Below are 14,107 nucleotides of genomic sequence, written 5' to 3'. Positions count from 1 at the left end.
CTTCGATATTGGCCGAAGGCCCGTGGTCATCGACATGATCGTGGTAGAAAATCGAGGTCAGCGCCTGGAGTTTCTACCGCGATCATCGCCGGCTCAGGCGGTCAAAACGGCCGATGGGGCATCCGACGGCACAGGCTTCGAGGGCAAGGCCGTCCCAGCCGCGACAGAGCAGGGCATCGGCGATCTCGGCGGCTACGCGGCACGGCCGGTTCCGGACAGCGGTCCACCCATACCGCATCGTCGCCTCCCCCCGGCTGATGGAAGCGTTGTCCCTGCCGATGTCGTCCGACCATTCCGCATGGTATGCCCGGCCGTCGAGCTCTATCGTCAACCCGAACTCCTCGTAGAAGACGTCTTGACGCCCTTGCCGTACGGCACGCTGGCGACGGCCGGCGGGAAGCCCGTGGCGGCGTTCGACGTCCCGCACGAATCTGATCTCCAGTGGAGAGTGAGCGCCCTCCGCGACGTGCCCGAGGCCCACAAGCAGGTCCTCCCGCCAGCGCACTCTGCTCTGCCGCCCCAGGAAGGCGGTGACGGCCTGCGGCGTCGTCTTCCCGCGAGCGCATGCTCTCGTGATCCAGCCGTAGGCGTCATCGAGTGTCGCGCAGCAGTCCCGCGAGAGGTCCGCGATCGTCTGTTCGACGGTCGTGAGGCGCGGTAGTCCACCATACGCGGCCCCCGCCTGGAAGCGATTAGCCCGACGAATCCTCAGCCCCGGCGGCTGCTCGACCTTGCGCGTCGAGGGGATCGTGAGGTTGATGCGGCCAGAAGGCCGGTCCGCGAAGCCATGGACCTCCGCCGCCGTCTCGTGGCTCAGCGCCGCCCCCTTCCCCGCGTAAAGGATCGCAGCCCACAGACGGGCCTCTCTTGGGAGCGATCCGGTGAAGCTCGCATACACGCCAGGATGTACGCGCTGCCAGCGCCGCGCTTCGAGGCGTGCGGTGATCGCGGCGTCGGTGATGCCGCTGCGGTGCGCCTGTGGCCGCGAAAGGACACCCGCCTGTGACTCCAGCAGGAGCTCAAAGTGAGGCAGCTCAGGAGGCTCGGGACGAGGGTTCACCGTGGCAGTATGGCGTCCCTTCGTGATCGCGGAAGATTTTCGGGGTGAGGGCCCCGATTTTCTTCCACGATCCGCGACGATCAGGCCGCGAGCACGACGACGCCCCGGGTGGCGGGCCACCCGGGGCGTCGGTAACGCGGAGAACTAGTCGCGGTCGTTGCTGACCGTCGTCTTCTGCACCTGGAGCAGGAACTCGGCGTTGGACTTGGTCTCCTTCATCTTCTCCAGAAGGAGCTCCAGCGCCTGCTGCATGTCGAGGGCGTGAAGCACCCGGCGCAGCTTCCAGACGATGGCAAGCTCCTCCTTGGCCATGAGGATCTCCTCCTTGCGGGTGCTGGACGCGTCGACGTCCACCGCGGGGAAGATCCGCTTGTCGGCCAGGGACCGGTTGAGCTTGAGCTCCATGTTGCCGGTGCCCTTGAACTCCTCGAAGATGACCTCGTCCATCTTGGAGCCGGTCTCGACCAGCGCCGTGGCGAGGATCGTCAGCGAGCCGCCGTTCTCGATGTTGCGGGCGGCGCCGAAGAAGCGCTTCGGCGGGTAGAGCGCCGTGGAATCGACACCACCGGAGAGGATGCGACCACTGGCGGGAGCGGCGAGGTTGTACGCCCGGCCCAGACGGGTGATCGAGTCCAGCAGGACGACCACGTCGTGACCCAGCTCGACGAGGCGCTTGGCGCGCTCGATCGCGAGCTCGGCGACCGTGGTGTGGTCCTCGGCGGGACGGTCGAAGGTCGAGTGGATGACCTCGCCCTTCACCGAGCGCTGCATGTCGGTGACCTCTTCCGGACGCTCGTCCACCAGGACGACCATCAGGTGGCACTCCGGGTTGTTGTGCGTGATCGCGTTCGCGATCGCCTGGAGCACCATCGTCTTACCGGCCTTCGGCGGCGAGACGATGAGGCCGCGCTGGCCCTTGCCGATCGGCGAGACCAGGTCCATGATCCGGGTGGTCAGGACGTTGGGCTCGGTCTCCAGGCGCAGGCGCTCCTGCGGGTAGAGCGGCGTCAGCTTGTTGAAGTCAGGCCGCTGGCGGGCCTGGTCCGGCTCCATGCCGTTGACCGTGTCGAGGCGGACGAGCGCGTTGAACTTCTCGCGGCGCTCGCCGTCGCGCGGCTGGCGGACGGCGCCGGTGATGACGTCGCCCTTGCGGAGGCCGTTGCGGCGGATCTGCGCGAGCGAGACGTACACGTCGTTGGCGCCGGGCAGGTAGCCGCTCGTGCGCACGAAGGCGTAGTTGTCCAGGATGTCGAGGATGCCGGCGATCGGGATGAGGACGTCGTCCTCGCTGATCACGGGCTCGTTGCCGTCGAAGCGGTCACGGCCACGGCGGTTGCGCTCCCGGAACCGGCCACGGCGGCCGCGGGCGTCGTCACCCTGCTGGTCGCCTCGGGCGTCACCTCTGTCGCCTCGGGCGTCACCTCTGTCGCCTCGGGCGTCACCTCTGTCGCCTCGGGTGTCACCCCTGTTGTCACCGCGGTTGTCGCCACGGGCGTCACCACGGTTGTCGTTCCTGCTGTCGCGGTTGTCACCGCGGCTCTGCTGGTCGCGGCCACGGGTCTGGCCGTCACCGGCGTCGGCGGCGCGCTGGTCGGCGCGGCCGTCGCGGTCGCCGGAGCGCTCACGGCGGTCGCCACGCTCGGCGCGGTCGCCGCCACGGTCACTGCGCTCGCCGCGCTCGCCACCGCGGGTGCGGCGCTCGCGGCGGTCGGTCCGCTCGCCGCGGCCGTCGGCGCGGGCCTCGCCCGCGGCGGTGTCGGCCTGCGGGTCGGCCACGACCGTGCCGGACACCGCGGACGCGGCGCCGGAGATGCCGGTCGTCGTCTCGGCCGGAGCGCCGGTGATCACGGCGGCGCCGGCGGGGGCGCTGTCCACGCGCTCCAGCGCGGGGCGCTCCTCGCGGGTCACCGCGGCGGGCTCCACGACGGCGGGCTCGCTCGCGGGCGCGGCGGCGCGGGAACGTTCCCGGCGGCCACGGGCGGGGCGCTCAGCGGCGGCGGGGGCCTCGACGGTCGCCTTCGGCTCGGCGGAGGTCTCTCCCAGTCCGCCCTGCTTCTCCTGGATGGCCGCGATGAGCTGGCTCTTGCGCATCCGTCCGGTCCCGCTGATGCCGAGACCGCTGGCCATGGCCTGCAGCTCAGGGAGCACCATGCCGGCCAGGCCGGTGCCGGAGCGACGACGCGGTCGGGCCGGGGCGGTAGGGGGAGTGTCGCCGGCGGCCTGGCCGTCGGAGAGGAGTTCGGTGGTGTCGCTCAACTAAGGGTCCTTCCCAGGGGTCGGGCGCCGGGCTTGATCGTCCAGGCGTCCCGGTGGTGCGACCCGGCGGGACAGACCGGGTCGGGCTTCGCGAATTCCATGTGTCGATGACCCTCGGGACTCGCGAGCGGTAGTTGCCCGGGGGTAAGCCCCCGGATTGCCGCCACCGACCAGATGTCTTGGTGGTTCGAACGCGCATGTCTCCGAGAACGCCGCCTCCCGTCATGCCACCCGGAGGTGAGCCAACTGGAGGAAACGGTTTCGGGGAAATCGCCCTGCTCGCGTCGAAGGACGCGAGGCGAAGTGCAGCGATGTGCGAATGACAAGCACGCACCCAACACGGGGGCACCTGGTGCGGCTATCACCTTAACATCACCAGCGCGCACAGCTATTCCCTGAAGGTCGAAGAGGCATCAGCGTGTCTCGGGAAACCGAACGCCCGCACCAATCGGGTCGACGTTCATTGGCTGGATGTGCCAATCATTACCCACTTCTGGCGCGATCAAATCCTGGGTATCCCGGGTCGAAAACACGAGAACGGTCGGACCGGCCCCAGAGACCACAGCAGGCACCCCTGCGGCACGGAGGCGTCGTACCAGATCCGCGGTCCGCGGCATTGCGGGCGCACGGTAATCCTGGTGTAGCCGATCTTCGGTGGCGGCGAGCAGGAGACCGGATTCCGGTCTCTGAGTGAGCGCCGCGATGAGCAGCGCCGCCCGCCCCGCGTTGGCCGCCGCGTCCGAATGCGGTACGTCCTTCGGCAGCAGCCCCCGCGCCTCCTCCGTGGACAACCGGAACCCCGGAATCATCACGACCGGCCGGACGTCCTCGTGTGGCGTCAGTTTCACCATACTCGCTGCTCCGGACTGGTCCGTCCAGGCGATGGTCAGCCCGCCGGCCAGGCAGGGCGCCACGTTGTCCGGGTGCCCCTCCAGCTCCGTCGCCAGCGCGAACACCTCGGCGTCCGACAGGTCCCGTACGGCTCCCGCCCCCGCCGAACCGCTTCGCGAGCCGTGGTACGACGGGTGGCCGGAAGCGCCGGCCGTACCGGCGAGGGCCCTGGCGGCGAGGATGCCCGCGCAGATCGCGGCGGAGGACGAGCCGAGGCCGCGGGCGTGCGGGATCCGGTTGACGCAGCGGAGCCGGATGCCGGGAGGCTGTGGGACGCCCATGCGGTCGAACGTGGTCCGCATGGTCCGCACGATCAGGTGTCCCTCGCCGCGGTCCAGCTCTCCGGCGCCTTCGCCTTGCCCTTCGACCTCGACGCTCACGCCCTCGGTGCCGGGCAGCGTGGCCTCCACCTCGTCGTACAGATCGAGCGCGAGGCCGAGGCTGTCGAAGCCGGGGCCGAGATTGGCGCTGGTCGCCGGGACACGGACGACGACGCCGTCACGCCCGTCATTCGCACTACTCGTCATTGGTCACCTGAACTCACGTGCGTCACTGAAACCATGCGCGGCCAGCCGCGTACATGATCACGAACGGGATTATGGCTGGTCAACTGGCCTTGCCGGGACCCTGTGCATGATCACGACCCGGGTTTGGGCACGTCGGCGGCCCAGCCCGGGAACCTGTGCATGATCACAACCAAGAGGTGGGGGAGGAGGAGAGGAGAGGCAAGGATCAGGCGAGTTCCAGGGCGGAGGCGGCCGCGTAGGCGTCGATCGGGATCGTCACGGGAGCGGGAGCGCCCGAGATCGCCCAGTCGGGGTCCTTGAGGCCGTTGCCGGTGACCGTGCAGACCACCCGCTCCCCCGGCGTGAGCAGTCCCTGCTCGTGCGCCTGCAGCAGCCCCGCCACGCTCGCGGCCGAGGCGAGCTCGACGAAGACGCCCTCCTCCTGGGCGAGCAGCTTGTAGGCGGCCGCGATCTGGCGGTCGGTGACGGCCTGGATGTCGCCGCCCGACTCGTCGCGTGCCGCCACCGCGAGCTTCCAGGAGGCCGGGTTGCCGATCCTGATGGCGGTTGCGATCGTGTGCGGGTGGGTGACGGGAGCCCCCCCGACGAGGGGCGCGGCGCCGCTGGCCTGGAATCCCAGCATTCGGGGCCTCTTCGTGGCCACGCCGTCCTCGGCGTATTCCTTGTAGCCCATCCAGTAGGCCGAGATGTTGCCGGCGTTGCCGACGGGGATGCAGTGGACGTCGGGCGCGTCGCCGAGAGTGTCGACGATCTCGAACGCGGCGGTCTTCTGGCCCTGGAGGCGATGCGGGTTGACCGAGTTGACCAGCGCGATCGGGTAGTTCTCCGCGAGCTTCCTCGTCATCTCCAGGCAGTCGTCGAACGAGCCCTCGACCTGGAGCAGCCTGGCCCCGTGAACGAGCGCCTGGGCCAGCTTGCCCATCGCGATCTTCCCGCGCGGCACCAGCACGGCGCAGGTCAGCCCCGCCCGTACGGCATAGGCCGCCGCCGAGGCGCTGGTGTTGCCGGTGGAGGCGCAGATCACCGCCTGGGCGCCCTGCTCCACGGCCTTGCTGATCGCCACGGTCATGCCGCGGTCCTTGAAGCTGCCGGTGGGGTTCAGACCCTCGACTTTGAGGTGGACCTCGCAACCGGTGAGCTCGGAGACCCGCCGCGCCGGGATCAGCGGCGTGCCGCCCTCGAGCAGGGTGACCACGGGCGTCGTCGCGGACACCGGAAGCCGGTCACGGTACTCCTCGATGAGGCCACGCCATGCCCTGGACATGATTGCTCCCTCCACGCGCTTGCTCACGCGTGCAACCTGGGGTATTGGCCAACGAGTCTACGGCCAACCGCCTGAAATGCGAGAAGCGCTGTCCACCTGATGGACATGCTGAGCGTCACCTTAGGAAACGCTCAGACTGTTTCGCTAGGGTTGCTCGATATTTTGACGGGACGTGTAACAACGGAGGAGTTGCCATTGTGACGGGCAGCAGGGCCCGACCGGCGATCCGGCACAACGACTTTTCCCCGCTCAAGCCCGCTGCTGTGGGGCGATGGACGCCGAAGCTCTCGGTCAGCGTGGTCATACCCGCCCACGGCGGGCAGCACCGGCTCGATCTCACCCTTGCCGCCCTGTCCGCGCAGACCTACCCGGCCGATCTCGTCGAGGTCATCGTCGTCGACGACGGCAGCGATCCTCCCCTGCGCCTGCCCGAGATCCGGCCGGAGAACACCCGCCTGATCCGCGCCGCCCCCGGTGGCTGGGGTCCCGGCCACGCGATCAACAGCGGCGTGGAGGCGTCCGGGGGCACGGTCATCCAGCGGCTCGACGCCGACATGGTGATCCACCGCGACCACCTGGAAACGCTGATGCGGTGGCATCACCTGACCGACTACCTGGTCGCCATCGGGGCGAAGCAGTTCGTCGAGGAGCCCGCGGTCACGGCCGGGGATGTGCGGCGGGCCGTGCTCGACGACGCCGTGGCCGACGTCGTGGACATGTCGCGGGCGATCCCCAGCTCGACGGAGAAGACGATCGTCCGCCTCGACGGGCTGCGCCGCAGCAAGAACCCCTACCACGTGTGCACCGGGCCGACCGTGTCGCTCCACCGGTCCCTCTTCGACGCCGCGGGCGGGATCGACCCCCTCGTGATCCGAGGAGAGGACACCGAGTTCGCCTATCGGCTGGCCCAGCAGGGCGCCGTCTTCGTCCCGGACCTGGCGGCGAAAGCCGTACATCTCGGGCTGCCCGCGCAGCGGCGGGACCGGACGGCGACGGTTCGCGCGGTGCAGCCCTACCTCGCGCAGCGCATCCCGCTCCGCCGCGATCTCCGCAAGGACCCGGGCCGCGGCTGGCTCGTGCCGTACGTCGAGGTGGTGCTGGACGTCGGCGACGCGACCGAGCGCGAGACGCACGAGGCCGTCCGCGCGGCTCTGTCGGGAACGCTCCCGGACGTGTCGGTCACCCTCGTCGCGCCCTGGTCGAAGCTGCCGGCCGGCCGCCATTCCGTGCTCACCGACCCGGCGTTCGAGCTGCGGATGCTCCGCGAGGGCTACCGCCATGACCGCCGCGTCCGTCTCGCGGACGAGGTGGCGCCCACGGCCGCGCCTGCTCCGTTCCGCTACGTCGGACCGATCGACGTGCGGCTCGAACCGGCGTCGCTGGAGGGCATGATCGAGCGGGTGACCGGCGAACGGCTGGGCGTTCTGAAGGTCGTCTTCGCCGACGGCCACGCCGCCCGCCTCGAACGGACCGAGGCCGTCGCCCGCGCCCTCCTGGTCGCCGCTCCCGGAGAGCCCCTCGACGAGGTGATCGAGGAGACCCACGGCGTACGGCACAGTGCCGCGGCCTCCTTCTGGCCCGTCCGTGAGCAGAACCCGCCCCGTGAGCAGAACCAGCCCCGTGAGCAGAACCAGCCCCGGCAGAACCAGCCCCGTGAGCCGGCGAAGGCCCGCGCCGCGCAGCCTCGTCAGAGGGGTAAGCGGCTCACCCCCCTCCGCGACCGCCTCGGAAGGTTCCGCCGCTCCTCCTAAGACCTGCGCAGGGTGCCGATGACCTCGCGATGACCTCGCGATGACCTCGCCGATGACCTCGCCGAGGACCTCGCCGATGACCTCGCCGACGGCCTCGGCCGCCGAGAACGACGCGCCGCGGATCGTGATCACCTTGAAAGTGAGGGAGTTCGGTTATCTACGGGTGATGACGGAGTCGCCGACAGCGGCCTCGGTCTGGGTGATCAGTTCTTGGAGCGGCGCCGGAAGAGCGGCGGTCGAGTCGGAGAGGTATCGCGGGTTCCGGTCCCAGAGGACGAGCCGGCCACCGCCGGTGGCGACGACCAGGCCGAGCAGGACGCCGTCCTGTGGGCCGAGCGGCTGACGGCGTTGGATCGCCAGGTTGAGGCGCCCGATCGGCCACGCCGCCGCGTTCGGGTCGGCTGGCACCTGTCTGGACCGCAGGCGCCTCGCGTGATGCAGCAGCCCGGCGGCGGTCATCCGGGCGGCCACGTCGGCGTGTGCCGTACGGGCGAGGAACCGCAGCCAGGTCCGGAAACGATGCGAGGGCTCGGCGACGATGTGGTCGAGAGCGTTCCGCGTGACCTCGTCGCCAGTGGGCGTGCCGTCCAGGACGGCCAGCCGCACCTCACCGGCCATGAGGTCCAGCGAGACCCGCCCGGCCAGCATCAACTCGCCCAGGACGGCGGCGGCCAGCCCGAGCCCGGTGAGTCGTGGATGCAGTCGCATTCGACCCGTTATGTCGTCATGGATGACGAAGAACAGATCGTTGGCCAGCCTTGAGCCTGAAAGATCAGCTTCAGTCACGAACGGCGATGGTATAGCCGAATGGTTAAATTTGTCATGACGCGAATAGCGTTCTGGTTCAAGCGCGCCAATATCCGCCGCGGAGGCGATCTTCAGCGCCCCGACATTTCTCTATCTCCCATTTCCGCAGGTCAAGCCGGTGTTGATTCCTATAGGGGTCACAATTAAGACGGACTTCTATGGCCTGGCTCAGGAGTCGGTGAACGGGCGGCGGAGGCGGCGGGCGAGGCCCTTGAAGCCCTGGGCCCGCTTCAACGCGCTCACCTGTTTACGGAGCGTTCCGACCTCGCGCCGCATCTCGACGGCGCTCGCGCGCCAGCGCCCGGCCTCGCCCCGCCAGTCGGCCACCTTGCCCTTGAGCCGCTCGACCTCCTTGGTCAGGCGTTCGACTTCGGCTTCGGCCTCGATCCGGGCGCGATAGGCCGTCCGGCGGCCCACCGGAGTCCGCGCGGAGGCGGCGGGCAGGAAGCCCCATGTCTCCCCGCCCACCCACATGGAGCCGTACACCTCGGTCACGACGCCGTCGAGGTCTTCACCCGGGTCCGCCACGATCCGGGCGCGGGAGAAGGCCGCCGTACGCTCGAGGCGGGCCGTGCCGATCCCTTCGGGGCCTTCCTCCAGCAGCACGGACAGCAGGCCCAGGCCGCGATCCTTGGCCAGGTCGAGGAGGCCCGCCAGGCTGTCCTCCCCGGGCACCCAGCCGGGCGGCAGGCGGAACACGAACGGCGCCCTGTCCATGGCCCGCGCCACCTTCCCGGCCCGCGTCGTCTCCCCGGCCCGCGTCGTCTCCCCGGCCCGCGTCGTCTCCCTCAGCCGGACTCGTCCGTCGTTCTCGTAGTGGCCGCGGATCAGCACGAGGTCGAGGCGGGGATCGGTGAGCGGCGAGCGGCGCTCGGGATCGAGCTCGTCCCAGGGCCCCACCAGGACAACGGCGACGTCCGGGACCGTCCCCGCGAGCACCGCGTCAACTGTCGCGCGGACGTCCTCATAGGTGGCGGCGGTCGCGTCGATCTCCACCTCGACGTACGGCACGAGCCACTGCCGGGCCGGATGGGACCGCAGCCACCGGTAGTGCGGGATGCGGTCGGGGATGAGCGCGTGGCTGTTGCGGCCGATCGACTTCGCGTCGCGCATCCGCATCGTGGGGCCGAGGTGGTAGCCGCGCGCCACGGGCTCCGGGATGAACACCGCCCCCGCCTGGGACAGCCGGTAGCCCATCTCGGTGTCCTGACCGAGGATCAGCTCCTCGTCCATGGGCCCGGCCGCCTCGATCAACCGGGCGTTGACCGACGTCGCGCCGCCGATGTGGATGCTGAACGCCCGGTGCGCGTTGGTCCGCAGGCCGTCGGTGCGCTCGACCAGTTCGACGATCCAGTCGTGCGGCTCCGCCGGTTCGAACAGCTTCGCCCGCTCTCCGACGGAGACGACCTCACGGGGATGCGGGAGCGGCGCGGTGGAGAAGCGCAGGTAGCCGGTCACGACCAGGTAGGGCGCGAGATGGTGCCAGCGCATATGGGCTTCCAGGGCCGTGCGCTCCAGCACGATGTCGGAGTCCAGCCAGTGGATGACGTCGCCCTCGGCGGCCCGGAGGCCGGCGTTGCGGGCGTTGGCCCGTCCGGGGCTCCCGCAGACGATCAGCCGGGTCCGCTCGGGGCGGGTCTCCGGCAGGCGCAGCGGGGGCGCGCTGCCGTTGTCGACGACGATGACCTCGGTCAGCGCGGCCGGGTAGGTCTGGTCGGCGAGCCCGGCCAGCACGAGGTCGAGCTTCTCCTGCCCGTTGTACGCGGGGATGACGACGCTCACCCGCAGGCTGGGCGTCCACGCCCCGACGTCGGGCGGCCGGAGGACGGAGTAGTCGTTTCCGCGGACTCGCGGTGTTTCGGCCGGCGTCATGACGCCTCCAGGATCCGGCTCGGCCGGAAACCTCGCCACTGGTTGGTCGCGACTCGGAGGAAATGCGCCAGCGGCAGCCGCCAGGTGTGCTCCTCCATCGTGGAGCGCCTGAGCACGTAGCCCAGGCCATGGGTCCGGTAGATCGACCCTCCCGCCGCCTCCACGTCCTTGAGGAGCCGCTCGTCGACGGCACGCGGCAGCGGCTGGAAGCCGCCGACCTCGAGCAGCGCGGCGCGCTCCAGCAGGATCGTGCCTCCCGCCACGTGCGGGGAGACCACCTCGCTCGTGTAGTCGGTCCTGCGGACGGTCACGTTCAGCGGCTCCAGGTAGAAGAACTCGGCGGCCGTCCCCACCACGTCGGCTCCCGCGTATGCCCTGGCCAGGAGGAGGTCGGAGAGATGGTCAGGGCCATACCAGTCGTCGTCATCCCATTTCGCGACATAGTCGCCGGATGCCCGCCGTACCGCCTCGTTGAGCACGTCGCCGAACGGGATCTCGCCGCCGACCTCTACGACCTCTATCGGAAAGGGGAAGCCCCCGGCGGCCTGCCGTACGACGTCTGCGGGAAAGCCGTGCGCGGCGTAGACGACCTCCAGGTCCACGTCCCGCTGCCGGGCGATCTGCGCCAGCGCGAAGGCCGCCATCCGGGGCCGCCTGCTCGCCACCACCACGCTGACCAGCCCACCGCTGCCGACCACCTCCCCGTGGAGGGCGTGCCTGCGGAGCCGTACGCTGTGCTCCTCGCGGCGGAGGTCGACGACCGGCGCCCCCGCGCTGTCGGCCTCGGAGGTGAGCCAGCCGGAGTCGGTGATCAGCTCGCGGAGCGTGGCGTCGGCGAGCCAGCCGGGCACCGAGGCTGAGTAGAGCGGGACCCCGGCCGCGGCGAGCCGGAGGATCACGTCGTGGGGCACCACGCCTGGCGACCAGTGGACGTGGACGCCGCGGAGGCCACGCAGGCGGGCCACGTCGTCCTCCGCGAACTCTGCCTGGACCGGGGCGCCGGCGACGACCCACCGGCTCCCGTCCCAGGACGCGTCCGCCATCTCCGCGCTCGGCGTGCGGAGGAAGCCTCTGGGGCTTGTCATGACGCCCGCCCTCGGCCGATCTTCACAGTCTGCTCAACGATCTCGCATTGTGGCACATGACCCGCTTGGGCGCCGTAGTCCTGAATCACCGCTTCCGCCTGATCATGGGAGAGGCCGGACCTTGCCGCCGATCACCGCGCCGAGGGTCCGCACGACCGTCCCGCGGGCCCTGCGCCCGGCCAGCCAGTCAAGGAACGCGGTCAGGGTCCGGTCGCTCACCGAATAGAGGCCGCACCCGCCGTCATCGGCGCACAACCGGTGGAAGACCAGCGGGACCAGGCCGCCACCCGCCTTCTCCACGTTGAGCACCGACTTCTTGATCTGCGCGAGTGTGGTCGTCTCCCGCACGGACCCCGGGGTGCGAACGAGGTAGAGGCTCTCCGGACGGTACGGCTCGGCCACCGCGCAGCCGGCGCACGGGCGGGAAGAGAGGCCGCCCACTCCTCTCGCGCCGTTGTACCCGCACGCGCGGACGATCCGCTTGGCGCTGCCGTCCCACGCGCCATAAGGGTAGGCGAACGTGCGAACCTGAAAGCCCATCGCGAGCAGCGCCCGCCGGTCGTCGCAGATCTCGGCGCGCTGTTCCGCGGGCGTCAGCTCGGGCAGCTTGGGGTGCGTCAGGGTGTGGCCGCCGATTTCGTGGCCCGCCCTGGCGATGGCGGCGAGCTGCGCGCGGGTCAGCTTGCCGGCCGTGCCGATCTGCGCGCTGTTGATGTAGAAGGTCCCGGCCATGCCTCTGGCGTTCAGCAGCCGGGCCACCCGCACGTGGCTCGCGTCGCCGTCGTCGAAGGTCAAGGCCACGACGGTCGTCACCCTGGGCGACCCGTGCCCGGACGTCACGGCCCCTGTCGTCACGGCCCCTGTCGTCACGGCCCCTGTCGTCCTGGCCTCGGCCATCTGCCCGGACGCCATGAGCAGCACTGGCACCACGAGCGCCAGGGCGCCGGCATGCCGCAGGAACGAAGCGGGGGACGAGGGGAACACCGGCTGATTCTAGGTCAGGACCACCTTGCATGGTGGTTCACCAAACCAAACGGCCATATGCAGATCGTGATCACATTGATCGACGCATCCCAGGGGCTACCGCCCTTCGGGCGGTCGCCACCCCAGTACCATCGGTAATTACTCTTATCGGATCATCACCGCTTTACCGCCGATTCCAACCATATTCAGGAAAGTAAGAATGATGCCTATTCCAGGACCGCGGCGGCGATCAGAGGGAACCGACGTAGATTATCCAGTGATCGCCTGAATCCGCCACGTTACGGCTCAGGGGGTGTCGTCGCCCTCGACGCGCATCACGCTGGCCACGGCCCGGACGATGTCGAGCTCCCGGAGGTCCTCGATCGTGGCCGACAGGGCGGCGTCGCTCGCCCGGTGGGTGACCAGAACGAGCTGGGCGTCGTCGCCGCGGCCCTCCTGCCGGACCGTCTGGATGGACACGTCGTGGCTGGCGAAGACGTCGGCCACGCGGGCGAGAACGCCCGGCTTGTCCGCCACATCCACCGACACGTGATAGCGGGTGACCGTGTCTCCGATCGGGTGGACCTTCAGGTCGGCGTAGGTCGACTCCTCTGGGCCGCGGGTCCCGGCGAGGCGGTTGCGGGCCACCGCGACGATGTCCCCCAGGACCGCCGAGGCCGTGGGTGCTCCCCCGGCGCCGGCGCCGTAGAACATCAGCCGCCCGGCCGACTCGGCCTCCACGAACACCGCGTTGTACGCCTCCCGGACCCCCGCCAGGGGGTGCGACCGGGGGATCATGGCCGGGTGGACCCGCACGCCGACCGAGCGGCCGTCGTCGGAGCGGGCGCAGATGGCCAGCAGCTTGATCACGTAGCCCATGCCCTTGGCCGAGGCGACGTCGGCCGCGGTGATCTCCGTGATGCCCTCGCGGTGCACGTCGGCCGCCGTCACCCGGCTGTGGAAGGCGATCCCGGCGAGGATGGCGGCCTTGGCGGCGGCGTCGAAGCCCTCCACGTCGGCGGTCGGGTCGGCCTCGGCGTACCCGAGCGACTGGGCCTCCTCCAGCGCGTCTCCGAACGAGGCGCCCGAGGAGTCCATCTTGTCGAGAATGTAGTTCGTGGTGCCGTTGACGATGCCCAGCACCCGCCGGACGTGGTCACCGGCCATCGACTCGCGGAGCGGCCGCAGCAGCGGGATCGCTCCGGCCACGCTGGCCTCGAAGTAGAGGTCGGCGTTGTTCTCGCGGGCCGCCCGGTGAATGGTCGCGCCGTCCTCGGCCAGGAGCGCCTTGTTGGCGGTCACCACCGACTTGCCGCGCGACATCGCGGCGAGGATCAGCGACCTGGCGGGCTCGATGCCGCCGATCACCTCGACGACGATGTCCACGTCGTCGCGGGTGATCAGGCCCTCGGCGTCGGTCGTCAACAGGGCGGGGTCGATCTCCGCGTCGCGCCTGCGGCCGAGCCTCCGCACGGCCACCCCGGCCAGCTCCAGCGGAGCCCCGACGCGGGCGGCCAGGTCGTCGGCCTGCTCGCCCAGCAGCCGTACGACCTGCGAACCGACGACGCCGCAGCCCAGCAGCGCGACCTTCAGCGCCGGTTTGCCGATGGGGTTAGTCACGGGCCCTCCTC

The 14,107-nt window shown here is 70.2% G+C and carries 10 protein-coding genes; 1 reads left to right on the top strand and 9 read right to left on the bottom strand.

The features are described 5' to 3' along the window. Nucleotides 1–82: 82 nt before the first annotated feature. The 4 genes from N5079_RS02395 to thrC all read right to left on the bottom strand — a co-directional run bounded on the left by N5079_RS02395 (nucleotide 83) and on the right by thrC (nucleotide 5,998). Entirely contained in the window at nucleotides 83–1,060 is a 978-nt protein-coding gene (locus N5079_RS02395; protein ID WP_261581634.1) for a type IV toxin-antitoxin system AbiEi family antitoxin domain-containing protein, read from the bottom strand. A 144-nt stretch (nucleotides 1,061–1,204) separates the two neighbouring features. Next, a complete protein-coding gene (gene rho, locus N5079_RS02390) occupies nucleotides 1,205–3,316 on the bottom strand; it encodes a transcription termination factor Rho (RefSeq protein WP_261581632.1) in 2,112 nt (703 codons plus the stop codon). 413 nt (nucleotides 3,317–3,729) lie between these two features. After that, nucleotides 3,730–4,734 carry a homoserine kinase gene (locus tag N5079_RS02385; RefSeq protein ID WP_261581631.1) on the bottom strand — a complete coding sequence of 335 codons (1,005 nt, stop codon included), beginning with the start codon at nucleotides 4,732–4,734 and terminating at the stop codon, nucleotides 3,730–3,732. 205 nt (nucleotides 4,735–4,939) lie between these two features. Further along, a complete protein-coding gene (gene thrC / locus N5079_RS02380; protein WP_261581630.1) occupies nucleotides 4,940–5,998 on the bottom strand; it encodes a threonine synthase in 1,059 nt (352 codons plus the stop codon). A 197-nt stretch (nucleotides 5,999–6,195) separates the two neighbouring features. Between thrC and N5079_RS02375 the strand changes: the two genes are divergently transcribed. Further along, nucleotides 6,196–7,749, top strand: coding sequence for a glycosyltransferase (locus N5079_RS02375; protein WP_261581629.1), 1,554 nt, complete (start codon nucleotides 6,196–6,198; stop codon nucleotides 7,747–7,749). Between the two features lie 153 nt (nucleotides 7,750–7,902). On the opposite strand, the gene N5079_RS02370 is transcribed toward N5079_RS02375, so the two are convergent. From N5079_RS02370 to N5079_RS02350, 5 genes are all read right to left on the bottom strand, one after another. Beyond that, entirely contained in the window at nucleotides 7,903–8,535 is a 633-nt protein-coding gene (locus N5079_RS02370; RefSeq protein WP_261581628.1) for a GOLPH3/VPS74 family protein, read from the bottom strand. Between the two features lie 189 nt (nucleotides 8,536–8,724). After that, nucleotides 8,725–10,428, bottom strand: a complete 1,704-nt coding sequence (locus N5079_RS02365) for a glycosyltransferase family 2 protein (RefSeq protein WP_261581627.1) — start codon at nucleotides 10,426–10,428, stop codon at nucleotides 8,725–8,727. Beyond that, on the bottom strand, nucleotides 10,425–11,513 hold the full coding sequence (locus N5079_RS02360; protein WP_261581626.1) for a glycosyltransferase family 2 protein: 1,089 nt from the start codon (nucleotides 11,511–11,513) through the stop codon (nucleotides 10,425–10,427). The genes N5079_RS02365 and N5079_RS02360 overlap by 4 nt, the downstream gene beginning before the upstream one ends. A gap of 102 nt (nucleotides 11,514–11,615) precedes the next feature. Beyond that, nucleotides 11,616–12,497 carry a polysaccharide deacetylase family protein gene (locus tag N5079_RS02355; RefSeq protein ID WP_261581625.1) on the bottom strand — a complete coding sequence of 294 codons (882 nt, stop codon included), beginning with the start codon at nucleotides 12,495–12,497 and terminating at the stop codon, nucleotides 11,616–11,618. Between the two features lie 285 nt (nucleotides 12,498–12,782). Continuing rightward, the gene (locus tag N5079_RS02350; RefSeq protein WP_261581624.1) at nucleotides 12,783–14,096 is read right to left on the bottom strand and encodes a homoserine dehydrogenase; all 1,314 of its coding nucleotides are present in this window, start codon (nucleotides 14,094–14,096) and stop codon (nucleotides 12,783–12,785) included. Nucleotides 14,097–14,107: the final 11 nt, after the last annotated feature.

Source organism: Planotetraspora sp. A-T 1434 (genome assembly GCF_025420585.1).
Lineage (GTDB): Bacteria > Actinomycetota > Actinomycetes > Streptosporangiales > Streptosporangiaceae > JAOEGB01.
The sequence above is the reverse complement of the archived record's forward strand: the minus strand, read 5'-3'. Positions and strand labels throughout refer to the sequence as shown.

What these genes read in the sequence shown, in the direction of transcription:
- N5079_RS02385 (WP_261581631.1), bottom strand. Translation starts at nt 4,734, where the DNA reads ATGACGAGTAGTGCGAATGACGGGCGTGACGGCGTCGTCGTCCGTGTC.
- thrC (WP_261581630.1), bottom strand. Translation starts at nt 5,998, where the DNA reads ATGTCCAGGGCATGGCGTGGCCTCATCGAGGAGTACCGTGACCGGCTT.
- N5079_RS02365 (WP_261581627.1), bottom strand. Translation starts at nt 10,428, where the DNA reads ATGACGCCGGCCGAAACACCGCGAGTCCGCGGAAACGACTACTCCGTC.
- N5079_RS02360 (WP_261581626.1), bottom strand. Translation starts at nt 11,513, where the DNA reads ATGACAAGCCCCAGAGGCTTCCTCCGCACGCCGAGCGCGGAGATGGCG.